The 21,951-nt window shown below is 72.8% G+C and carries 20 protein-coding genes; 10 read left to right on the top strand and 10 right to left on the bottom strand.

The window, feature by feature from the left end; translation table 11 throughout:
- Nucleotides 1-462: 462 nt before the first annotated feature.
- The 6 genes from WN71_RS19255 (at nt 463) to WN71_RS19230 (ending at nt 7,398) form a co-directional block, all read left to right on the top strand.
- The gene (locus tag WN71_RS19255; protein ID WP_046590314.1) at nt 463-1,257 is read left to right on the top strand and encodes an MIP/aquaporin family protein; all 795 of its coding nucleotides are present in this window, start codon (nt 463-465) and stop codon (nt 1,255-1,257) included.
- A gap of 49 nt (nt 1,258-1,306) precedes the next feature.
- Nucleotides 1,307-2,845 (top strand): glycerol kinase GlpK, encoded by a 1,539-nt coding sequence (gene glpK, locus WN71_RS19250; RefSeq protein WP_046590316.1) that lies wholly within the window; start codon nt 1,307-1,309, stop codon nt 2,843-2,845.
- Between the two features lie 19 nt (nt 2,846-2,864).
- Complete coding sequence (locus WN71_RS19245; protein ID WP_046590318.1) at nt 2,865-4,481, top strand: glycerol-3-phosphate dehydrogenase/oxidase; 1,617 nt, start codon at nt 2,865-2,867, stop codon at nt 4,479-4,481.
- A 225-nt stretch (nt 4,482-4,706) separates the two neighbouring features.
- Nucleotides 4,707-5,480, top strand: coding sequence for a nucleoside phosphorylase (locus tag WN71_RS19240; protein WP_046590319.1), 774 nt, complete (start codon nt 4,707-4,709; stop codon nt 5,478-5,480).
- A 63-nt stretch (nt 5,481-5,543) separates the two neighbouring features.
- Nucleotides 5,544-6,215: a FadR/GntR family transcriptional regulator gene (locus tag WN71_RS19235; RefSeq protein WP_046590321.1), complete on the top strand. Its 672-nt coding sequence runs from the start codon at nt 5,544-5,546 to the stop codon at nt 6,213-6,215.
- Between the two features lie 202 nt (nt 6,216-6,417).
- A complete protein-coding gene (locus tag WN71_RS19230; RefSeq protein WP_046590322.1) occupies nt 6,418-7,398 on the top strand; it encodes a PAC2 family protein in 981 nt (326 codons plus the stop codon).
- A gap of 59 nt (nt 7,399-7,457) precedes the next feature.
- Here WN71_RS19230 and mshC read toward each other — a convergent pair whose 3' ends face one another.
- The 4 genes from mshC to WN71_RS19210 form a co-directional block, all read right to left on the bottom strand.
- A complete protein-coding gene (mshC, locus tag WN71_RS19225) occupies nt 7,458-8,687 on the bottom strand; it encodes a cysteine--1-D-myo-inosityl 2-amino-2-deoxy-alpha-D-glucopyranoside ligase (RefSeq protein ID WP_046590324.1) in 1,230 nt (409 codons plus the stop codon).
- 153 nt (nt 8,688-8,840) lie between these two features.
- Nucleotides 8,841-9,659 carry an SCO1664 family protein gene (locus WN71_RS19220; protein WP_079177958.1) on the bottom strand — a complete coding sequence of 273 codons (819 nt, stop codon included), beginning with the start codon at nt 9,657-9,659 and terminating at the stop codon, nt 8,841-8,843.
- Nucleotides 9,623-10,213 (bottom strand): DUF3090 domain-containing protein, encoded by a 591-nt coding sequence (locus tag WN71_RS19215; protein ID WP_046590327.1) that lies wholly within the window; start codon nt 10,211-10,213, stop codon nt 9,623-9,625. The genes WN71_RS19220 and WN71_RS19215 overlap by 37 nt, the downstream gene beginning before the upstream one ends.
- A gap of 87 nt (nt 10,214-10,300) precedes the next feature.
- A complete protein-coding gene (locus WN71_RS19210; RefSeq protein ID WP_046590328.1) occupies nt 10,301-10,987 on the bottom strand; it encodes a histidine phosphatase family protein in 687 nt (228 codons plus the stop codon).
- A gap of 62 nt (nt 10,988-11,049) precedes the next feature.
- Between WN71_RS19210 and corA the strand changes: the two genes are divergently transcribed.
- Nucleotides 11,050-12,045 (top strand): magnesium/cobalt transporter CorA, encoded by a 996-nt coding sequence (gene corA / locus WN71_RS19205; RefSeq protein WP_046590330.1) that lies wholly within the window; start codon nt 11,050-11,052, stop codon nt 12,043-12,045.
- A gap of 30 nt (nt 12,046-12,075) precedes the next feature.
- Here corA and WN71_RS19200 read toward each other — a convergent pair whose 3' ends face one another.
- Entirely contained in the window at nt 12,076-12,864 is a 789-nt protein-coding gene (locus WN71_RS19200; protein WP_046590332.1) for a hypothetical protein, read from the bottom strand.
- 253 nt (nt 12,865-13,117) lie between these two features.
- On the bottom strand, nt 13,118-14,173 hold the full coding sequence (locus WN71_RS19195; protein WP_046590333.1) for an LLM class F420-dependent oxidoreductase: 1,056 nt from the start codon (nt 14,171-14,173) through the stop codon (nt 13,118-13,120).
- Between the two features lie 201 nt (nt 14,174-14,374).
- On the opposite strand from WN71_RS19195, the gene WN71_RS19190 reads away from it, so the two are divergent.
- Together WN71_RS19190 and WN71_RS19185 are read left to right on the top strand one after the other, a co-directional pair.
- Nucleotides 14,375-15,358: an aldo/keto reductase gene (locus WN71_RS19190; protein WP_046590334.1), complete on the top strand. Its 984-nt coding sequence runs from the start codon at nt 14,375-14,377 to the stop codon at nt 15,356-15,358.
- Entirely contained in the window at nt 15,355-17,679 is a 2,325-nt protein-coding gene (locus tag WN71_RS19185; RefSeq protein WP_046590335.1) for an ATP-binding domain-containing protein, read from the top strand. Before WN71_RS19190 ends, WN71_RS19185 begins: the two co-directional genes overlap by 4 nt.
- A 131-nt stretch (nt 17,680-17,810) precedes the next feature.
- On the opposite strand, the gene WN71_RS19180 is transcribed toward WN71_RS19185, so the two are convergent.
- Nucleotides 17,811-18,599: a hypothetical protein gene (locus WN71_RS19180; protein ID WP_046590336.1), complete on the bottom strand. Its 789-nt coding sequence runs from the start codon at nt 18,597-18,599 to the stop codon at nt 17,811-17,813.
- A 47-nt stretch (nt 18,600-18,646) separates the two neighbouring features.
- Here WN71_RS19180 and WN71_RS19175 point away from each other — a divergent pair, with 47 nt between their 5' ends.
- Nucleotides 18,647-18,835: a DUF5703 family protein gene (locus tag WN71_RS19175; protein WP_007380901.1), complete on the top strand. Its 189-nt coding sequence runs from the start codon at nt 18,647-18,649 to the stop codon at nt 18,833-18,835.
- Nucleotides 18,836-18,915: 80 nt separating this feature from the next.
- Here WN71_RS19175 and WN71_RS19170 read toward each other — a convergent pair whose 3' ends face one another.
- The 3 genes from WN71_RS19170 to WN71_RS19160 form a co-directional block, all read right to left on the bottom strand.
- Entirely contained in the window at nt 18,916-19,986 is a 1,071-nt protein-coding gene (locus WN71_RS19170) for a chaplin (RefSeq protein ID WP_046590340.1), read from the bottom strand.
- 154 nt (nt 19,987-20,140) lie between these two features.
- On the bottom strand, nt 20,141-20,374 hold the full coding sequence (gene chpH, locus WN71_RS19165) for a chaplin ChpH (RefSeq protein WP_046590343.1): 234 nt from the start codon (nt 20,372-20,374) through the stop codon (nt 20,141-20,143).
- Nucleotides 20,375-20,588: 214 nt separating this feature from the next.
- Entirely contained in the window at nt 20,589-21,914 is a 1,326-nt protein-coding gene (locus WN71_RS19160; RefSeq protein ID WP_046590345.1) for a M20/M25/M40 family metallo-hydrolase, read from the bottom strand.
- Nucleotides 21,915-21,951: the final 37 nt, after the last annotated feature.

Raw genomic sequence — 21,951 nt, 5'->3', positions numbered from 1 at the left:
CCCGCCCCGGGCCGACCCGAAGACCCCGCCGACCCGGCCCGCGGAACCCCGCCGGTCCCACCCGCGGAACCCCGCCGAGCTGAGAACAAGGCAAGAAAACACCGGGACGCCAGGCGGCGTCCCGGCCCTCGCCGTACCCTGACAAAGTCGACATACTGGCCGGTCGGTACGGCGGAATTCCCTACCCCCTCCGCCGCCCGGCTGACCAGCGCTTCCATGGCCGCACCGACGACTCACAGCCATCGATAACGATCGGAATTTCGCCAACGAGAGTCTTGACGCACGTGTGACGTCGGGAAAGACTCCCGTCCATCGGTCGGCAATGTCGAACACCTACCGGCAATACACGCTAGGGTGTGCCGATGCCGGCGGCCGACAAACAGCTCTCACTCCCTGAGGGCGCCGCAATCCCGGTGGGACCCGGGGTTCGGCTTCCCTGGACGAAGGACAAAGGAGTCGCGGGTGTCCAGCTCCGACATCTTCATCGGCGAGACCATCGGTACCGCCATACTCATCCTCCTCGGCGGCGGCGTCTGCGCCGCCGTCACGCTGAAGGCCTCCAAGGCGCGCAACGCCGGGTGGCTCGCCATCACCTTCGGGTGGGGTTTTGCCGTCCTGACGGCCGTCTACACCTCCGCGCCGCTGTCCGGCGCCCACCTGAACCCGGCCGTGACCCTCGCACTCGCCATCAAGAGCGGCGACTGGAGCAACGTCCCGGAGTACTGGGGCGGTCAGCTGCTCGGCGCCATGATCGGCGCGGCGCTGGTCTGGGTCGCCTACTACGGCCAGTTCCACGCGCACCTCACCGACAAGGAGATCGTCGGCGGTCCGGGTGCGCAGGCCACGGCGGCCAAGGCGGTGGAGGCCGAGGAGCAGGGCGCGGGCCCGGTCCTGGGCGTCTTCTCCACGGGCCCCGAGATACGCAACGTGTGGCAGAACCTCGCGACGGAGATCATCGGCACGACCGTCCTCGTCCTCGCCGTCCTCACCCAGGGTCTGAACGCGAACGGCAACGGCCTCGGCACCCTCGGCGCGCTCATCACGGCGCTGGTCGTGGTCTCCATCGGCCTCTCGCTCGGCGGCCCGACCGGCTACGCGATCAACCCGGCCCGTGACCTGGGCCCGCGCATCGTGCACGCCCTTCTCCCGCTGCCCAACAAGGGCGGCTCCGACTGGGGCTACGCCTGGATCCCGGTGGCCGGTCCGCTGATCGGCGGCGCCATCGCTGCGGGCATCTACAACGTCGCTTTTGCTTAGAGCACCGGTAGGTCAGTCCCCTTCCCTCACGGAACCCCAGGAGCACACAGTGACCGACGCGCACACCGCCGGCCCCTTCATCGCGGCGATCGACCAGGGCACCACCTCGTCCCGCTGCATCGTCTTCGACCGCGACGGACGCATCGTCTCGGTCGACCAGAAGGAGCACGAGCAGATCTTCCCGAAGCCGGGCTGGGTCGAGCACGACGCCTCGGAGATCTGGACCAACGTCCAGGAAGTCGTCGCCGGGGCCATCTCGAAGGCCGGCATCACCCGCGACGACATCAAGGCCATCGGCATCACCAACCAGCGCGAGACGACCGTGCTGTGGGACAAGAACACCGGTGAGCCGGTCCACAACGCCATCGTCTGGCAGGACACCCGCACCGACGCCCTGTGCAAGGAACTCGGCCGCAACGTCGGCCAGGACCGCTTCCGCCGGGAGACGGGCCTGCCGCTCGCCTCCTACTTCGCCGGCCCCAAGGCCCGCTGGCTGCTCGACAACGTCGAGGGCCTCGCGGCCCGCGCCGAGGCGGGCGACATCCTCTTCGGCACCATGGACAGCTGGGTCATCTGGAACCTGACCGGCGGTGTCGACGGCGGCAAGCACGTCACGGACGTCACCAACGCCTCCCGCACCATGCTCATGAACCTGCACACCATGGCGTGGGACGAGAAGATCTGCGAGTCGATCGGCGTGCCGCTGCAGATCCTGCCCGAGATCCGCTCCTCCGCCGAGGTCTACGGCGAGATCACCGGCGGCCCCCTCGGCGACCTGCTCGGCGGCATCCCCGTCGCCTCCGCGCTCGGCGACCAGCAGGCGGCCCTGTTCGGCCAGACCTGTTTCTCCGAGGGCGAGACCAAGTCGACGTACGGCACCGGCACGTTCATGGTGATGAACACCGGCGACAAGATCATCAACTCGTACGCGGGCCTGCTGACCACGGTCGGCTACAAGATCGGCGACCAGAAGACGGTCTACGCCCTGGAGGGCTCGATCGCCGTCACCGGCTCGCTCGTGCAGTGGATGCGCGACCAGATGGGCCTGATCTCCACCGCCGCCGAGATCGAGACGCTCGCGCTGTCGGTCGAGGACAACGGCGGCGCCTACTTCGTGCCGGCCTTCTCCGGCCTGTTCGCCCCGCACTGGCGCTCCGACGCCCGCGGTGTGATCGCCGGTCTGACCCGGTACGTCACCAAGGCGCACCTGGCCCGCGCCGTGCTGGAGGCCACGGCCTGGCAGACCCGCGAGATCGCCGACGCCATGACCAAGGACTCCGGCGTCGAGCTGTCGACACTCAAGGTCGACGGCGGCATGACCGCGAACAATCTGCTGATGCAGACGCTCTCGGACGTCCTGGACGCGCCCGTGGTGCGCCCCATGGTCGCCGAGACCACCTGCCTCGGCGCCGCCTACGCCGCCGGTCTCGCTGTCGGCTTCTGGACCAACACCGAGGACCTGCGCGCCAACTGGCGCCGGGCCGCGGAGTGGACCCCCCGCATGGACGCGGAGACCCGCGACCGTGAGTACAAGAGCTGGCTCAAGGCCGTCGAGCGGACCATGGGCTGGCTCGAGGACGAGAACTGACGAGGAGCAAGAACCCCACATGACCAGTCAGTCCACCCTGCAGACCGTGCCTGCCCTCGGTACGCACCCGGCCTCCGGCTCGAACCCGAGCCGGGCCGAGACCCGGGAGCAGCTCTCCAAGGCGACGTACGACCTCCTCGTGATCGGCGGCGGCATCCTGGGCATCTCCACCGCCTGGCACGCCGCGCAGTCCGGGCTCAGGGTGGCACTGGTCGACGCCGGCGACTTCGCGGGCGCCACCTCCTCCGCCTCCTCCAAGCTGCTCCACGGCGGTCTGCGCTATCTGCAGACCGGCGCGGTGAAGCTGGTCGCGGAGAACCACTTCGAGCGCCGTGCGGTCTCCCGCCAGGTGGCCCCCCACCTGGCGAACCCGCTCACCTTCTACCTCCCCGTGTACAAGGGCGGGCCGCACGGCGCGGCGAAGCTCGGGGCGGGCGTGTTCGCCTACTCCGCGCTCTCCGCGTTCGGTGACGGCGTGGGCCATCTGCTCTCGCCGGCCAAGGCCGCGCAGGACGTGCCCGAGCTGCGCACCGACAACCTCAAGGCCGTGGCCGTGTACGGCGACGACCAGATGAACGACGCGCGGATGGCCCTGATGACGGTCCGCGCGGCGGTCGAGTCGGGCGCGGTCGTGCTCAACCACGCCGAGGTCACCGGCCTGCGCTTCACCCGGGGCAGGGTCACCGGCGCCGAGCTGCGCGACCGGCTGTCGGGCGAGGAGTTCGGCGTGGACGCCCGGCTCGTGCTGAACGCGACCGGCCCGTGGGTCGACCACCTGCGCCGCATGGAGGACCCGAAGGCCGCCCCCTCGATCCGGCTGTCGAAGGGCGCGCACCTGGTCCTGAAGCGGACCGCGCCGTGGAAGGCCGCGCTGGCCACGCCGATCGACAAGTACCGCATCACCTTCGCCCTCCCCTGGGAGGACATGCTGCTGCTCGGCACGACCGACGAGACCTACGAGGGCGAGCCGGGCGATGTCGCCGTCAACGACAAGGACATCGCGCAGATACTCGACGAGGCCGCGTTCTCCATACGCGACCAGCAGCTCGACCGCGACCTCATCACCTACGCGTTCGCGGGTCTGCGGGTGCTGCCCGGCGGCCCCGGCGACACCGCGAAGGCCAAGCGCGAGACCGTCGTGACCGAGGGCAGGGGCGGGATGCTGTCCGTCGCGGGCGGCAAGTGGACCACCTTCCGGCACATCGGCCGTACGGTCATGAAGAAGCTGGAGGCGCTGCCCGGCCGGCCGCTGGGCGAGGACTTCGAGCCGATCTCGTCGCTGCCGAAGCGGCTGCCGCTGCCCGGGGTCGCCAACCCGCGCGCGGTCGCGCACCGGCTGCTGGTGGACCGGCCGGCGCCGGGCCCGCGCATGGCGGCGGACACGGCGCGGCACCTGGCCACCCACTACGGCTCGCTCGCCTTCGACATCGCCCGGCTCGCCAACGAGGACCCGGCGCTGGGCGAGCGGGTGCACCCCGACGCGCCCGAGATCTGGGCGCAGGTGGTGTGGGCCCGGGACAACGAGTGGGCCGAGACGCCCGAGGACGTGCTGCGCCGCCGTACGACGCTGACGATCCGCGGTCTGGACACGGAGGACGTGCGCGGGAAGGTGCGGAACCTGCTCGACGAGAAGTGACCACCTCGTGGCCGCCCCCACTCCCCTGACCGAGGGGCGGCCGCGGCGGGGACGGCCCCTTCCGTACCGGGGCCGTGGTGGACAGGGGGGCGGCTCCCGGCCGGACGGAGCCGCCCCCTCCGGCCTGTTCGGCCGCATCCGGCGAGCGCGTTTCGCGTCGTCCCCGGGCCGTGGCGCCGGGACTGCGTACGGTCGGGGTGTCCGCCGCCGTACCGGAGAGGCTTCATGACCACGGAACTGCTGCCCGTCACCCGTGTCCCGCGCGCCGGGCTGCCCCCGCACGCGCTGGTCGTCGGGGACCCGCTGCGCGCCGCGCTCGTCGGCGCGAAGCTCGACGGCGCCCGCGAGGTGTCGTACCACCGCGAGTACCGCGTCCTCACCGGGGAGTGGAAGGGGTTGCCGGTCCTCGTGGCCTCCCACGGGGTGGGCGCGCCGGGGGCGATCCTGCTGTTCCAGGAGCTGGCCGACGCCGGCGTGCGCACCTTTGTGCGGTTCGGTACGGCGGGCGCGATGCGGCCGGGGATCGCCGACGGCGACCTGGTGATCGCGGAGGCCGCGGTACGCGACGACGGGGTGACCCAGCAGCTGCTGCCGCCGGAGTACCCGGCGTACGCCGCGCCGGAGGCGGTGTTCGCGTTGCAGCGGGCCGCGCGCGAGGCGGGCGTGCCGCACCACCGGGGTGTGGTGTGGACGCGGGCGGCCTTCCAGCCGGGGCTGATCCCGCTGACGTCGTACACCGGTGCCGGGCTCGCGGCGATCGAGATGGAGCTGTCGGCGCTGCTGGTGACGGCGTCGCTGCGGGGTCTGGTCGCGGGCGGGATCGTCGTCGTGGACGGTGCCAACGCCGACGACCTGGTCGACGAGGAGGCCACCGGCGGCTACGACCCGCACCGGGAGGTGGTCGCGGCGGGCGTGGAGCGCGGCGCGGTGGTGGCGCTGGAGGCGCTGCGTCTGCTGGCGGCCGGGGAGGGGCCCGGCGCGCCGGGTGAGCCCGCATAATGTGACCTGAGACATCGGATGTCTGATGTCCGGAGCTGGACATCGGCACCGTGGGAGGTCGGCATGGCAGTCACCGACGAGGCGATCGGCCGGATCAAGGACATGATCGTCACGGGCGCGCTGCGGCCCGGCGACCGGCTGCCGAAGGAGAGCGAACTCGCCGCGGAACTGGGCCTGTCGCGCAACTCGCTGCGCGAGGCGGTGCGCGCGCTGTCGCTGCTGCGGGTGCTGGACGTGCGGCAGGGCGACGGCACGTACGTGACCAGTCTGGATCCTCGACTGCTGCTCGAACCACTGGGGTTCGCCGCGGACCTGCACCGGGGCGACACGGTCCTGGAGCTCCTCCAGGTGCGCCGCATCCTGGAGCCGGCCGCCACCGCGATGGCGGCGACCCGGCTCGACGACGGACAACTCGACGTGCTGTCCGCGCAGTTGGACGCGCTGGGCAAGGAGTCGTCGGTGGCCGAACTGGTCGCCTGCGACCTGGAGTTCCACCGGGTCGTCGCGGCCGGTTCGGGCAACGCGGTGCTCTGCTCCCTGCTCGACGGGCTGACCGGGCCCACCCTCCGCGCGCGGATCTGGGACGGCCTGGCCCGGGACGAGGCCGTGGACCGCACCCTGCGCGAACACCGGGCCATCGTCCGGGCGTTGCGCGACCGGGACGCGGAGGCGGCGAGGTCCTGGGCCACGGTGCACATCGCGAGCGTGGAGCGGTGGCTGCGCGCCGCACCGTGAGACCGCCGCGCCGCCCGGTGAGACCGCCACGCGGGGCTCACGCATGGGGCCGCCGTGACAGCTCGGACGACTGACGGGGTGTCCGGGACCCCCTCGCGGGGCAGTGATCCGTTCACTCCCCCGTGCAAGGGGGCTGCGGGCGTCGCTCCCGAACGCCGTAAGGTTGGGACGTACGCGAGGGCACGTCGGAAGGAGGCACTGGGTGATCGAGCTCGAGGGGGTTCCCGAGCTGATCGACCCGGTCATGGTGGCCGCGTTCGAGGGCTGGAACGATGCCGGCGACGCCGCCTCCACCGCGGTCGGGCATCTGGAGACCGAGTGGAAGGGCGAGGTGTTCGCGGCGCTCGACGCCGAGGACTACTACGACTTCCAGGTGAACCGCCCCACGGTGTGGATGGACGGCGGCGTACGGAAGATCACCTGGCCGACGACGAGACTGTCGGTGGTCAGGATCGGCGGCGACAAGCCGCGCGACCTCGTGCTGGTCCGCGGCATCGAACCGTCCATGCGCTGGCGCTCGTTCTGCAACGAGCTGCTCGGCTTCGCGCACGAGCTGGGCGTGGAACTGGTGGTCATCCTGGGCGCCCTGCTCGGTGACACCCCGCACACCCGTCCGGTCCCGATCAGCGGGACCACGTCCGATCCGGACCTGGCCCAGCGGATGGACCTGGAGGAGACCAAGTACGAGGGCCCCACGGGCATCGTCGGCGTCCTCCAGGAGGCGTGCACGCACGCGGGCGTCCCGGCGGTCAGCCTGTGGGCCGCGGTGCCGCACTACGTGTCGCAGCCGCCCAACCCCAAGGCGACGCTGGCGCTCCTGAACCGTCTGGAGGACCTGCTGGATCTGCGCATCCCGCTCGGCGAGCTGCCGGAGGACGCGCGCGCCTGGCAGGTGGGCGTGGACCAGCTGGCCGCGGAGGACAGCGAGGTCGCGGAGTACGTGCAGACGCTGGAGGAGGCCCGCGACACCGCGGAGCTGCCGGAGGCGTCGGGCGAGGCGATCGCCCGCGAGTTCGAGCGGTATCTGCGGCGCCGTGACGTGAACCCGCCGGGCGGTCACGCGACGGCCGACGGCGGCGACAACCCGCCCTACCGGCGGGACAACCCGGGCGGCAGATCCCGGCCGCCGAAGCCGCCGAAGACGGGCGGCGGACCGGACGACGAGGAGTCGTCGGAGGACTGAACTCCGACGGGGAAGGGGCGGCGCGCCATCGGCGCGCCGCCCCCTTCCTGTGCGATCGGTCAGAGCGCCACGCCGAGCAGCGCGTCCACCGCGCGGGACACGACGCCGGGCGCGCCGGTGTCGTCGCCGCCGGACTCCTCCTGCGCGGCGGCCCAGCGGTCCACCGCGGCGAGCGCGGCCGGGGCGTCCAGGTCGGTGGCGAGGGCGTCGCGGATCTCCTCGACCAGGGCGTCCGCGGAGGGGCCGTCGGGCCGGGAGACGGCGGCGCGCCAGCGGTCGAGGCGGGCCACCGCGTCGGCGAGCACCTGGTCGGTCCACTCCCAGTCGCTGCGGTAGTGGTGGGCGAGCAGGGTGAGCCGGATCGCCGCCGGGTCGACGCCGTCGTGGCGCAGCCGGGAGACGAAGACGAGGTTGCCCTTGGACTTCGACATCTTCTCGCCGTCGAGGGCGACCATGCCGGCGTGGACGTAGGCCTTGGCCATCGGGAACTCGCCGGTCAGCACCTGGGCGTGGGAGGCGCCCATCTCGTGGTGCGGGAAGGCGAGGTCGGAGCCGCCGCCCTGCACGTCGAAGCCCATGCCGAGGTGGTCGAGGGCGATGGCGACGCACTCGATGTGCCAGCCGGGCCGGCCGCGGCCGAGGGTGGCGCCGTCCCAGCTGGGCTCGCCCTCGCGGGCGGCCATCCACAGCATCGGGTCGAGCGGGTTCTTCTTGCCGGGGCGGTCCGGGTCGCCGCCGCGTTCGGCGGACAGCAGCCGCATGGCGGCGGCGTCGAGGTTCGAGACCCCGCCGAAGTGCGGGTCGGACTCGACGGAGAAGTAGATGTCGCCGTCGAGCTCGTAGGCGGCGCCGAGTTCGCGCAGTCGTTCCACCAGCGGCACGATGCCGGGTATGGCCTCGACGGCGCCTATGTAGTGGCGCGGGGGCAGCATCCGCAGGGCGGTCATGTCCTCGCGGAAGAGGGTCGTCTCCTGCTCGGCGAGGGCGGCCCAGTCGATGCCGTCGCGCTCGGCCCGCTCCAGGAGCGGGTCGTCGACGTCGGTCACGTTCTGGACGTAGTGCACCTGGCGCTTGGTGTCCAGCCACACGCGCTGGACGAGGTCGAACGCGTTGTAGGTCGCCGCGTGCCCCATGTGGGTGGCGTCGTACGGCGTGATGCCGCAGACGTAGATACGGGCGACGGGACCGGGCTGGAGGGTGACCAGATCACCGGTCGCGGTGTCGTGGATCCTCAGGTCGCGGCCCTGACCAGGCAGGGCGGGGACCTCGGAAGCGGGCCAGGCATGCATGTCATGAGCGTAACCGGCCGGGAGTTCGGTATACGAACCGGACCGGCCCGGATGACCGAAGAGGCGCTCTTGCGCCGGGGGACCGCGCCGTGCAAAAAGCACCCGGCGCCCCGGTCCGCGGGAAGTGGCCGGAAATCGTCGCCGTGTCGGGACTCACACCGGGGGCCACGGGATCGCCGGCCACTCCCCGCTCGGCTCGGGGTGCACGCCCAAGGCGAGGAGCGCGGCGACCCGGGCGCGGGTGGCGTCCAGCTCGGCGGGGGTGATGAGCGCGGCCAGCCGCTCGGCGAGCGGGGCGGAGGGCGCCAGCGCCTCCTGGAGGCCCTTCAGGACCTCGACCGCCTCCTCGGTCAGCGGCTCCCCCGCCCAGCCCCACAGCAGCGTGCGCAGCTTGTTCTCAGCGTTGAAGGTGACGCCGTGGTCGATGGCGTAGAGCCGGTCGCCCTCGGCGGGCAGCAGATGGCCGCCCTTGCGGTCGGCGTTGTTGAGCACGGCGTCGAGCACGGCGAGCCGCCGCAGGCGTACGTCGTCGGCGTGCACGAGCAGCGCGGTGCGGCCCTCGCCGACCTCGGCGAGGCCGATGGCCTTCCAGCCGTCCTCGGGTTCCTCGCCGTCGACGAGGGCCAGCAGCTCGCTGCCGGGCGCGCCCTCGATCCACAGCTGGCACATGCCCTCGCCGAACGGGCCGTCGCGCAGCACGGTGGGCGGCACCAGGCCCCAGCCGGTGGCCTCGGACACCTCGTACGCGGCGACCTCGCGCTGGGCGAGGGTGCCGTCGGGGAAGTCCCACAGGGGGCGCTCGCCGCGGACCGGCTTGTAGACGCAGAACGTCTCCTCGCCGTCGTGGGCGACCGAGCAGTACAGGACCGCGTTGGAGGCGTCCCGGATCTGCCCGCGCACGGTGAGCTCGCCCCGGGTGAGCAGCTCGGTGGTGGTCACGCCCCGCGGCGGTATCCGTTCTGGCGCGGACATACGTGTCCTTCCGGGTCGAGCGGGAGGCTGCACAGCGGGCACGGCGGCCGCCCGGCGTTGACGACGTCGAGGGCGCGTTTGGCGAAGGCACGCGCCTGGACGCCGGTGAGCCGGACCCGCAGCATCGGGGGCCCGTTCTCCTCGTCCTGGAGGAGCTTCTCCTCGGCCTCGGCGAGATCCTCCTCGGACTCGGCGTCGAGTTCCACGAGGGCCTGCGCCTCGACGATCATGCGCTGCTCGTCGCCGTCCCAGGCGAGAGCCATGGTGCCGACGCGGAACTCCTCCTCGATGGGGGTGTCCAGCGGGGCGGTGTCGGAGACCTCGGTGGGCGCCATCGCGGGCACGGAGGCGTTGCCGCCGCTACGCCGTACGACCTCGTCGAGCAGTTCGTCCATGCGCTCGGCGAGCGCGGCCACCTGCGTCTTCTCCAGGGCCACGCTGGTCACCCGGGGGCCCGCGGTGGCCTGCAGGAAGAACGTACGGCGTCCGGGCAGTCCGACCGTGCCGGCCACGAAGCGGTCCGGCGGGTCGTAGAGGAACACCTGACGGGACACGTCCTGTCTCCATGGGATTCGAGTGTGCGTGAGGGTCCGTGCGTGAACGTGACGGTGCGGACCGCTTCACCCTACTGCGGCCGACGATCACGGTGCGCCCGCATCGCCTCCGACTTGGGCGTCTTCGCTCCGGGGCGCCTCCCGCGGGGCCAGGGAGGCGAAGTCGCCGGTGTCGCCGAGGCGCACCAGGAACGGCCGCAGCCGGGTGTAGCGGATCGCGGTGACGGAACACGGTTCGACGGAGATCCGCTGGAAGAGGTCGAGATGAAGTCCGAGCGCGTCGGCGATCAGGGACTTGATGATGTCTCCGTGGGAGCACATCAGGTAGACGGCGTCGGGCCCGTGGTCGCGCTCCACGCGCGCGTTCCACTCGCGTACGGCCTCGGCGGCGCGGGTCGCCATCGCGCGCATGGACTCGCCGCCGGGGAACGCGGCCGCGGACGGGTGCGCCTGGACGACCTCCATGAGCGGTTCGTCCTTGAGTTCGGCGAGCTTGCGGCCGGACCAGTCGCCGTAGTGGCACTCGCCGATCCGGTCGTCGGTGTGCGCGGTGAGATCGGGGCGGGCGTCGAGGAGCGGGCGTACCGTCTCCTGGCAGCGCTGGAGCGGGCTGGTGACGACCTCGGCGAGCGGGAGGCCGGCGAGCCGGGCGGGCAGGGCCGCGGCCTGTGCGGTGCCGCGTTCGTCGAGGGCGACGCCGGGCGTCCAGCCGGCGAGCACACCCTCGGTGTTGGCGGTCGACCGTCCGTGCCTGACGAGGATCAGCGTGGGCATGCGGCCCAGCGTAAACGCACGCGTGCGTGCGGCGTTCGGAGGAAGACGGGAGAATACGCTCCGTGATCGTCGACTGTGCCATCTACCGGGACGGGCAGCGCGTCGAGGGGCCGGAGGACTTCTCCGACGCCCTGGACGAGGCGCGTGCCCAGGGCGGCTTCGTGTGGATCGGGCTGCACGAGCCGTCGGAGAACGAGTTCGACCTCGTCACCGAGGAGTTCGGGCTGCACCGGCTGGCCGTGGAGGACGCCCTGAAGGCCCATCAGCGGCCCAAGCTGGAGGTCTACGACGACTCGCTGTTCGTGGTCCTCAAGCCGGCCGTGTACGAGCCGGAGAGCGACCGGGTGTCCACGGGTGAGCTGATGGTGTTCCTCGGGGACGCGTTCGTCGTCACCGTCCGTCATGGCGAGGGGTCGCCGCTGAGCGCGGTGCGCAAGCGGCTGGAGCACGAGCCGGAGATGCTCGCGAAGGGCCCCACGTCGGCGCTGTACGCGATCGCCGACGCGACCGTGGACCACTACATGGAAGTGGCGACGGAGTTGCAGAACGACCTGGAGGAGCTGGAGGCGGAGGTGTTCTCGCCGGACGTCGGCGGGGGCCGGAACACGGCGTCCAGGATCTACACGTTCAAGCGGCAGATCCTGGAGTTCCGGCGGGCGACCGGGCCGCTGGCGCTGCCGCTGATGCGGCTGTCGGGCGTGGCCCAGTTCGGCAGCGGGGTGCCGTTCGTGGACGACAAGGCGCGGCCGTTCTTCCGGGACGTGCACGACCACCTCACGCGCGTGAACGAGTCGGTGGAGGGGCTGGACCGGCTGGTGTCGGACGTGCTGAACGCGCATCTGGCGCAGATGAGCGTGCGGCAGAACGACGACATGCGGAAGATCTCCGCGTGGGCGGCCATGGCGGCGGTCCCGACGCTGATCGCGGGCGTCTACGGCATGAACTTCGACCACATGCCGGAGCTGCACTGGGTGGTGTCGTACCCGGTGGTCATCGCGGTGATGGTGGGCCTGGAGGTCTTTCTGTACCGGACCTTCAAGCGGCGCGGCTGGATGTAGTGCGGCGGGGCGGGTCCGCCGGACGCGGGCTCAGGCGAACTCGGGGGCGGCCGTGGCCGGGCCGCCGAGGGCGTCGCGGCGTTCGGGCATGGTCAGGGAGACCATGCGCCGCCAGCCCGCGACACGCTCCCAGGCGTACACGGCGTGGATGCCGGCGGCGAGCACGGCCGCCTTGGGCCGGGACCAGCCGAGGATGCGGCCCATGCGGGCCATGACGGCGAGGCTGACGCCGCGGTAGACGCGGATCTCCGCGAGCGCGCACTCGCGCAGGGTCCGCTGGATGGCCCGGCCGTGCCCGGCGGCGGCCAGGCGCAGCAGTTCCTCGTGGCAGTAGGCGAGGTGGTTGTCCTCGTCGCCCGAGATCATGCGGACGGCGCGGCCGAGGTCGGGGTGGTCGCCGAAGTGCTTGCGCAGGAGCCGCATCTGTTCGGAGGCGCGCTGTTCGGTGACCCGGCTGTGGGCGAGGTAGGTGACGATGTCCTGGACGGTGAGCGGCTGGTCGCCGTTGAGCCTGTCGTGGGCGAGACCGATGCCGTGCCGCTCCAGGAGCATCGTGTAGTCGGTGTCCTCGGGTACGGCGACGCGTTCGAGGCCGCGTTTCCTGAGCAGCGCGTCGAAGATCCGGCCGTGCTTGTCCTCGTCGGCGCCGTGCCGGGCGATCTTGGGGGCGAGGGGGCGTTCGGCGGCGGGCACGAGGGCGGCGATCCGGGCGTTCTCCCAGCCGCCCTGGGACTCCCCGCTGGCCGCGATGGAGCAGAACAGCCGGTAGGACTCGTCGTGGTCGAGGATCTCCTGGAACAGACTCTTCGCCGACAGCATGGGCCACCTCTCCGACTCTCCGCCGCTCGCACAACCCTGCGAGAAAAGAGTCAAAGGCGGTCGGAGTGGGGCCGCAACAGCTGTGTCGGACAACTCCGCCAAAAGGAGGACGGTCCGTATCGCCCGTGGTGCGTAACCGCACGGGTTCTGGCGCGTTGTTCTGCATGACGGCCGTGGCGGGGAAGACCCCCGAGCCCCCACCACGGCCGCAGAAACTTCCTGGTCCGCGCGAGGGCCGCGCGGATCGGTGCGGCTACGCGAGGCCGGCCAGCTCCAGCGCCTCGACTCCGGCGCGGAGATTGGCGATGCGCTCGTCGAGGGTGAAGCCCGCCGGGGCGAGTGTGAGGGTGGTGACCCCCGCGGCGGCGTAGCCCTTCATCCGGTCGGCGATCCGCTCCACCGAGCCGAGCAGCGTGGTCTGGTCGATCAGCTGCTGGGGTACGGCGGCCGCGGCGCCCTGCTTGTCGCCGGAGAGGTACTTGGCCTGGATGTCGGCGGCCTCCTTCTCGTACCCCATGCGCTGCGCGAGCTGGTTGTAGAAGTTCTGCTTGAAGCTGCCCATGCCGCCCACGTACAGCGCGGTGTAGGGGCGGAAGACGTCGGCGAGCGCGGCCACGTCCGCGTCGGCGCCGAGGGCGAGCGGCAGGGTCGGGCAGACGTCGAAGCCGTCCATCGTCAGGCCGGCCTTCTCCCGGCCCGCCCGCAGGTGGCGCAGGGCGGTGTCCTCCAGGTGCTCGGCGGACGGGAAGATCAGCAGGGCGCCGTCGGCGATCTCGCCGGTCTGCTCCAGGTTCTTCGGCCCGATGGCGGCGATGTAGAGCGGGATGTGCTCGCGCTCGGGGTGCACGGTCAGCTTGATCGGCTTGCCGGGTCCGCCGGGCAGCGGCAGGGTCCAGTGCTCTCCGTCGTACGACAGCCGCTCGCGCGTCATCGCCTTGCGCACGATCTCCACGTACTCGCGGGTGCGGGCGAGCGGCTTGTCGAAGCGGACGCCGTACCAGCCCTCGGAGACCTGCGGTCCGGAGACGCCGAGGCCGAGCCGGAAGCGGCCACCGGACAGCGAGTCCAGGGTGGCCGCGGTCATCGCGGTCATGGCGGGCTGCCGCGCCGGGATCTGCATGATCGCGGAGCCGACGTCGATGCGCTCGGTCCGCGCGGCCACGTACGACAGCACCGTCGGCGCGTCCGAGCCATAGGCCTCCGCGGCCCAGCACACGGCGTATCCGAGCCGGTCGGCCTCCTGGGCCACGGCGAGGTTGTCCGCGTCCATTCCGGCACCCCAGTAGCCGAGGTTGATCCCGAGTTGCATGGCCGCTTCCCCTTACTGATCAGTAATGTCCCTGTGCCGGAGACACTAGCGCGGGCCGCCCGCGGTCGGCAGGGGGTGCCCGGCCGTCCGGGTCGTCTCCCGCGCTCCGCACGGGGGTCCGCGAACAGGGGCGGGTGCAGGGGAAATCGGTTATCCACAGGCAACCCAATTCATCAGTTCTGGCCAGTAATCTCGGCGTTCATGGAGCAGAGGCATCTCGGCCGTACCGGCCTGCGCGTGTCCCGGATCGGGCTCGGCACCCTCACCTGGGGCCGGGACACCGACGAACACGACGCCGCGGACATGCTGAAGGCGTTCTGGGAGGCCGGCGGCACCCTCGTCGACACCGCGGACGTGTACGGCGACGGGGAGTCCGAGTACCTGCTCGGCCGGCTCATGGAGGGCCTGGTCCCCCGCCGGGACCTGATCATCTCCACCAAGGCGGGCAGCGTCCCGGACCCCGAGCGCAGGGTCGACGGCTCGCGCGCCCATCTGCTCGCCGCGCTCGACGCCTCGCTCGCCCGGCTCGGCACCGACCACGTCGACGTCTGGCACCTGCACGCCTTCGACCCGGACACCCCGCTGGAGGAGTCCCTCCAGGCCCTCGACCTGGCGGTCAGCAGCGGCCGCGCGCGCTACGCGGCCGTCTCCAACTTCTGCGGCTGGCAGCTCGCCAAGGCCGCGACCTGGCAGATCGCGACACCGGGCATACGTACCCGGCTCGCCGCCACCCAGCTCGAGTACTCACTGCTCCAGCGCGGGGTGGAGCGCGAGGTGCTGCCCGCCGCGCTCGACCTCGGCATCGGCCTGCTGCCCTCCTCGCCGCTGGGCCGCGGGGTGCTCACCGCCAAGTACCGCACCGCCACGCCCGCCGACTCCCGGGGCGCCTCCGAGCATCTCGCGCCGTTCGTCGAGCCCTATCTGGACGACACCGCGAGCCGGATCGTCGACGCCGTGCGGACGGCCGCCGACGGACTCGCCGTCACCCCGCTCCAGGTGGCCCTCGCCTGGGTGCGCGACCGGCCGGGCGTCGTCGCCCCGATCGTCGGCCCGCGCAACGCGCAGCAGCTCACGGCGGCACTGTCAGTGGAGGCGCTTACTCTTCCTGACGAGATCTGCCGGGCTCTCGACGACGTGTCGGCGCCCGTGCACCGCTATCCCGATCACGACTGGAGCACGCTGTGAGCACGGAGCCGGAGTCCACGGAACCGCGGGCCGCGGAGAACACCGGACCGGAGAGCGAAGCCGGGTCCCGGGCCGGCTCCGAGGCCGGGACCGGGAGTGGGAGTGGGGCCGAGTCGGCCGAGGACGGAAACACCGCGTCCGAGGCCGAGGGCGTGCAGGCGGAGGGCGAGAGCGCCGGGGGCAGCGGAGCGGAGGCGGGCGCGGCCGACGGGTCGGGGGAGACGGCCGGCGACGGGGCCGGTGACGCCGCCGGACAGTCCGAGGCGGCGGCCGAGCTGGCCGCGCAGCGCCTCGAGAGGGAGCGGATCGAGCGCCGCAAGGCCGAGAAGCAGGGGCCCATCGACGCCGGGGCCAAGCTCAGCGGGAAGGCCGCCGACCTGCTCGCGGCCGTACGGGCGGTGGAGAGCGGCGCCAAGCCGGTCACCACGGCCTTCACCGACCCGGCCCCAGCACCCCGCCGCCCGGCCCCGGAACCGGCCCGGCGGACCGAACCGGCGCCCACCGCGTCCCAGGCGCCCCCGGCACCCGCCGCGGACACCGTCGACGCCGTGCGCGGCGTGCTCGCCGAGGGCGGCGCGCCCGAGGCGCTCGCCGCCCAGGCCGCCGGCGCGCTCGGGGACGGCGCGGCCGACGAGCTGCGCGCCGACCCCTGGCAGCTGCTGCGCGTCCCCGGCGTCCGGCCCGAGCAGGCCGACGGCTTCGCCCGGGCCCTGCTGGGCGCCGAGTGCCGCCCCGACGACCCGCGCCGCGGACGGTCGGTCACCGTCTGGCTCCTCGAACAGGCCGCCCTGGCCGGGCACACCGCGCTGGACGCGCCCGCGCTCACCGCCGAGCTCGGCCGCCGGGGCGTCCCGGACCCGGAGGAGTCGCTCCAGGACGCGATCGCCGAGGGCGACGTCCTGGTGTTCCAGGACGCCGTCGAGGAAGCGCCGGGCACGGCCCCGGCCCCGCGGCACCCGAGCGACGACACCGCCCCGGACGGCGAGGGCGACGACGCGGAGGACGAGCGCCCCGTGCGGGTCCTCGTCGGCCTCGAGCGGTACGCGCTGGCCGAGGAGAGCCTCGCCGACGGACTGGCCCGGCTGGTGAACTCGGTACCGAAGGAGGACGGTACGGCGCAGGACTGGGAGGGCGCGGCCGCCGCGGCCGGGGGCTCGGCCGCGGAGCTGATCCGCGCTGCCGCCGGGCACGGCCTGGTGCTGCACACCGGCGGTGTCGCGTCCGTCGTCGAGCCCGCGCGGCTGGTGCACGCGGCGCGCCGGCTCGGGCTGCGCGCGCTGGCCGCCGCCCACACCCCGAGCGGCCGGGCCCACTGCGCGGCCGCCCTCGCCCGTCTCTCCCCGGCGGAGGAACCCGCGGAGGAGGCAGCCGTGGTGACGGTCGCGGGGCTGCTGTCCGGGGCCGAGGGGCCCGGCCGGGACGCGGACGGGGCGCTGGCCCTGGACCTGCTCGTGGTGTTGGACACGCCCGCGCTCGACGTGGAGACGGCGGCCCTGCTCGCCGAGTCGCTGGCGGACGGCGCGCGGCTGGTGCTCTCGGGAGACCCCGCGACGCTCTGGTCGGCGGGTCCCGGGCGGGTGTTCGCGGACCTGCTCACGGCCCGCGCCTGCCCGCAGATCGCCTCCCGGACCCCCGACCCGGGCCCGATCGGGGAGCTGGTCTCCGGCATCGGCGCCGGTGAGCTGACCCAGGTCGCGGCCCCCGGCAAGGAGGTCGTGATCGTGCCGGTGCGGGACGCGGGCGAGGCGGTGCACCGCACCGTGCAGCTGGTCGCGGACTCGGTGCCGCGGGCGATCGGCGTGCCGGTCGCGGAGACGGTGGTCGTCACGCCGGGACACGGCGGCGCGGCGGGCACGCGGGTCCTCAACGCGGCGCTGAAGGAGCGCCTCAACCCCGGCCCCGGCCGCTTCGGCGGCTTCGACCCGGGCGACCGGATCGCCTACTCCCCCGCCCCCGGCCGCACCCTGCCCGGCACGGTGGTGACCGCCGACACCGACGGGCTGCACCTCGACTGCGCGGGCGCCCGGGTGGTCGTGGCGAGGGAGCGGGTGGAGCAGTCCGTGCGCCACGGCTGGGCGCTTACCGCGCACCAGGCGACCGGCGGGCAGTGGCCCGCGGTCGTGGTCGTGCTGCCCGGCGACGCGGCGCGGGCGCTGAGCCGGCCGTGGGTGTACACGGCGTTCAGCAGGGCGAGCCGCCACCTGTCCGTGGTGCACGGCGTGGACCAGGCCCTGGCGCACGCGGTCGCCGAGGTCCCGGCCAAGCCCCGCACCACGCGGCTGACCGCGCTGCTGCTGCCGCAGCTGCCGACGGCCGGATGACGCCGTAGGCGCGGGGCCGGCCGCGGCGCACGGACGGCGGCGGCCCCGGAGGGTCGAGCTCCGGGGCCGCCGCACTCGGCCTGACGAGACCCGCCTGACCGGCCGGGGCGGGTGCCCGCCGGGCCGGCCGGTCAGCGGTCGGCGTCGAGGCGTTCCAGGTCCTCGTCGCCGTCGAGGTCCAGCTCGTCGCCGTCGTCGGAGTCCTCCGGGTCCTCGGAGTCCTCGGGATCCTCGGGATCTTCCGAATCCTCGGCGTCCTCGAGCTCGTCGATCTCGTCGATGTCGTCGATCTCTTCGTCGTCCTCGGTCTCGTCGTCGAAGACCGCGCTGACGTCGAAGCGGCACACCACCTGCTGCGGGTCGGCCTGCTCGAACGGCGCGTCCAGCCATTCGCCCGGCTCGGCCGCCTCGTCCGAGGCGATCACCCAGAGCGTGGAGTCGCCCTCCTCCAGCCCGAACTCCTTGTGCCGCGTGGCGATCTCGTCCGGCTCGAACTCGCCGAACAGGATGCCCAGGGCACCGTGCACGGTGCCTGCGGTGTCGTCGTCCGCGTTCGCCCCGTTCGCGAACTCCACGGCCTCGATCCGCTGCGCCTGCGCGCGCAGCCGCTGGGGCTCCACCACCGAGTAGTCGCGGCGGATCAGCACGCTGAGCGCGTTCGGCTCCTCCGGGCCCGTGTACGGCGGCAGGGAGTCGTCCGCGCCGGGGATCTCGAAGGGCGTGACCTCGTCATAGCGTTCGTAGAGCAGCTCGTCGTACGTCTCGGCCGCCGCGGCCAGCTGGTTGAACGCCTCGTAGACGGCGGGGTCGTCCTCCCCCGCCCTGCGTTCGACCGCCGCCAGGTGGCGGTCGAGCGCGGTCTTGACCGCCTCGGCGGCGGCGCGTACCTCGGCAGCGGTGGGCTGCGCAGCATCAGACATAGTGCAGACGCTATCCGTACCGGACCCCAGCCCGCACAATAGATGCGATGCCGGAATACGAATTTGTCGACGTGTACGTACCGCGCGGGGTCTCCCGCAAGGACGCGACGCGTCTGCTGACCGACCATGCCGAGTACGGACACTGGGAGTTGGACCGCCTGAGCCTCATGCGGGACGGCAGTCGCAGGGTGCGGCTGCGCCGGCGGATCATCCGCCAGGTGCGGGCCACGTGGTGAGGTAGCGCGACGGAGCGGGTCCCGCATCGACGCGGGACCCTTCCGTCATCGGGTGCCGTACGGCGCTGACGGCTGCCCTGTCACGCCGCGGCCCGCGCCTTGCGGTAGAGCACGGCTCCGGCCAGCAGCGCGCCGGCCCCCACGGGGAGGACGACGCCGAGGGGCAGGTCGCCGCCGGTGTGCGCGAGTTCCGCGCCCGCGGCGGGCGTGGTGACGGAGGAACCCACCTGGGTCAGGGGCGAGGTGGTGCCGGAGGTGCCGGCCACGCCCGAGGTGCCGGTGTGCCCGGCCTGCGTGGGCTGCTGCGAACCACCGGAGTGGCCGGAGCCGCCGGAGTTGCCCGTACCGCCGGTACCGCCCGATCCGCCGGGGTGACCCGGGTGGCTGGGGTGACCCGGGTGGCTGGGATGACCGGGGTGGCTCGGGTGACCCGGGTGAGTGGGGTGGCCCGGCGTCCCCGGGTGACCCGGGTGACCCGGGTGACCCGGGTGGTCGCAGTCCGACCCGCCGGGGTGCCCCGGCTTCCCCGGATGACCGGGCTTCGCCGGGTGACCCGGCGTCCCAGGGTGGCCGGGGTGACCCGGCGTCCCGGGGTGGCCGGGATGTCCCGGCGTCCCCGGCGAGGGCGTGCCGTGGCCGCCGCCCGTCGCCCCGCCCCCGTTCGCGCAGTCGTCACCCGTCGCCGGGTTGATCAGACCGATCACGTTGACGCTGTTGCCGCAGACGTTGACCGGCACGTCGACCGGCACCTGCACCTGGTTGCCGGAACCCACCCCGGGCGAACCGGTCGCATGCCCTCCGGCCCGCGCGCCGGAGCCCGCGGAACCGGACTTCCCGGAGCCCGCGGAGCCGGAGTTCCCGTGCCCCGTGGACCCCGCGGAGCCGGACTTCCCGTGCCCCGTCGAGCCGGCGCGGTCGGCGCACGCGTTGCCCGCCGCCGGGTTGAGGAGCCCCACGACGTCCACCGTGTTGCCGCAGACCTCGACCGGCACATGGACCGGCGCCTGCACCGTGTTGCCCGACAGCACGCCGGGCGAGCCGGAGGCGGCACCGCTCGCGCCGGAGTCGGCGTGGGCGTAGCCCCCGGCGGCCGCGAGCACGCCGGTCGCGGCCGCCACGGTCATCAGACCCTTGCGGGTGACCTGTCGCATCGCTGAATTCCCCCTGCCCTCGTTCACTGCTTCGTTGCTGCTGCTGTGCGCCTCCTCGCGCGGTGACGCGCGAGGAGGCGGAAACCGGTCGGCCCCGGAGCGCACGGAGCGCGTTCCGGGGCCGACGGTGTGGACGCCCCTCAGCGGGTTCGCGTCAGTGGTTGAGGCAGGTGTTGCCGAAGGCGGGGTTCAGCAGGCCGATCACGGAGATCGTGTTGCCGCACACGTTCACCGGGACGTGCACGGGCACCTGGACGACGTTGCCGGACAGGACACCCGGGGACTGCACGGCGGCACCCTGGGCTCCGGAGTCGGCGACGGCCAGGCCCGCGCCCGCGAGAACCAGCCCACCGGTGGCAGCCGCAGCGGCGACGACCTTCTTGATCATTAGTTCCTCCTCGTTGGCAAAGCGATCACAAGTTGCTGATCGCATCACCTGTAACGAGGAGGGAGTAATGGAGCTACGAGCGTATCGTCGCATTCACCCTTCTCAGTGCGCCCCGTACGCCCGCGCGAATAACGGCAGTTGAGGCCCCGTCACGGGCCGGCCGGCCGACGGGGAGCGCGGACCCGGCGCGTCGCCGGCGCGGGCGCGGCCCTTGTCAGCAGGCGTCGATGAACCGGTCGAGCACCCGTACCCCGAACTGGAGGCCGTCCACCGGCACCCGCTCGTCCACGCCGTGGAACATGCCGGCGAAGTCGAGCTCGGGCGGCAGCTTCAGCGGCGCGAAGCCGAAGCCGCGGATGCCGAGGTCGTCGAAGGACTTGGCGTCGGTGCCGCCGGAGAGCATGTAGGGGACGGCCTTGGCGATCGGGTCCTCGGCGACCAGCGCGGACTGCATGGCCTCGACGAGCGCGCCGTCGAAGGACGTCTCCACCGCCTTGTCGGAGTGCACGTCCTCGCGCCGCACCTTCGGGCCGAGGATCCGGTCGAGGTCGGCGAGGAACTCGTCCTCGTGGCCGGGCAGGAAGCGGCCGTCGACATGCGCGGTGGCCTCGCCGGGAATCACGTTGACCTTGTAACCGGCGCCCAGCTGCGTGGGGTTGGCGGTGTTGCTCAGGGTCGCGCCGATCAGCTTGGCGATGCCGCCGAGCCGGGCGAGGGTGGATTCCATGTCCTCCGGGTCGAGCTCGGTGCCGAGGGCGTCGCCGAGCTCGTCGAGGAAGGCGCGGGTGGTCTTGGTGACGCGGACCGGGAACGTGTGGCGGCCGAGCCGGGCGACGGCCTCCGACAGTTCGGTGATGGCGTTGTCGCGGTGGATCATCGAGCCGTGGCCCGCGGTGCCGGCCACGGTCAGCTTCATCCAGTGCATGCCCTTCTCGGCGGTCTGGATGAGGTACAGCCGGCGCTGCTCGCTGACCGTGAAGGAGAACCCGCCGACCTCGCTGATCGCCTCGGTGACGCCGTCGAACAGGTCGCGGTGGTGGTCGACCAGGTACCGCGCCCCGTAGGTGCCGCCGGCCTCCTCGTCGGCCAGGAAGGCGAGCACGATGTCGCGCGGGGGCCTGCGCCCGCTGCGCAGCCGGTCACGGACGACCGCGAGGGTCATCGCGTCCATGTCCTTCATGTCGACGGCGCCGCGGCCCCACACGCAGCCGTCCGCGATCTCCCCGGAGAACGGGTCGTGGGTCCAGTCGGCGGCGTTGGCCGGTACGACGTCGGTGTGGCCGTGGATGAGCAGCGCGGGCCGGGACGGGTCCTCGCCCTGGATGCGGGCGACCGTGGAGGCGCGTCCCGGGTGCGACTCGAAGATCCGGGGTTCGAGCCCCACCTCGGCGAGCTTCTCGGCGACGTACTCGGCCGCCTTGCGCTCGCCCGGCCCGGAGTGGTCGCCGTAGTTGCTGGTGTCGATCCGGATCAGTTCACGGCAGAGGTCCACGACCTCGTCCTCGCCGGTGACGCCCTTGGCCGTGTCCGTGTCGCTCACTGAGGTTCCTCCCGCTGGCACTGCTGGTGGTTGCCCT

The organism is Streptomyces mangrovisoli (assembly GCF_000974985.2).
Lineage (GTDB): Bacteria > Actinomycetota > Actinomycetes > Streptomycetales > Streptomycetaceae > Streptomyces > Streptomyces mangrovisoli.
The sequence above is the reverse complement of the archived record's forward strand: the minus strand, read 5'-3'. Positions and strand labels throughout refer to the sequence as shown.

Coding starts and splice junctions, on each gene's coding strand:
- WN71_RS19245 (WP_046590318.1), top strand. CDS start 2,865: ATGACCAGTCAGTCCACCCTGCAGACCGTGCCTGCCCTCGGTACGCAC.
- WN71_RS19240 (WP_046590319.1), top strand. CDS start 4,707: ATGACCACGGAACTGCTGCCCGTCACCCGTGTCCCGCGCGCCGGGCTG.
- WN71_RS19235 (WP_046590321.1), top strand. CDS start 5,544: ATGGCAGTCACCGACGAGGCGATCGGCCGGATCAAGGACATGATCGTC.
- mshC (WP_046590324.1), bottom strand. CDS start 8,687: ATGCATGCCTGGCCCGCTTCCGAGGTCCCCGCCCTGCCTGGTCAGGGC.
- WN71_RS19220 (WP_079177958.1), bottom strand. CDS start 9,659: ATGTCCGCGCCAGAACGGATACCGCCGCGGGGCGTGACCACCACCGAG.
- WN71_RS19210 (WP_046590328.1), bottom strand. CDS start 10,987: ATGCCCACGCTGATCCTCGTCAGGCACGGACGGTCGACCGCCAACACC.
- WN71_RS19200 (WP_046590332.1), bottom strand. CDS start 12,864: ATGCTGTCGGCGAAGAGTCTGTTCCAGGAGATCCTCGACCACGACGAG.
- WN71_RS19195 (WP_046590333.1), bottom strand. CDS start 14,173: ATGCAACTCGGGATCAACCTCGGCTACTGGGGTGCCGGAATGGACGCG.
- WN71_RS19190 (WP_046590334.1), top strand. CDS start 14,375: ATGGAGCAGAGGCATCTCGGCCGTACCGGCCTGCGCGTGTCCCGGATC.
- WN71_RS19180 (WP_046590336.1), bottom strand. CDS start 18,599: ATGTCTGATGCTGCGCAGCCCACCGCTGCCGAGGTACGCGCCGCCGCC.
- WN71_RS19175 (WP_007380901.1), top strand. CDS start 18,647: ATGCCGGAATACGAATTTGTCGACGTGTACGTACCGCGCGGGGTCTCC.
- WN71_RS19170 (WP_046590340.1), bottom strand. CDS start 19,986: ATGCGACAGGTCACCCGCAAGGGTCTGATGACCGTGGCGGCCGCGACC.
- chpH (WP_046590343.1), bottom strand. CDS start 20,374: ATGATCAAGAAGGTCGTCGCCGCTGCGGCTGCCACCGGTGGGCTGGTT.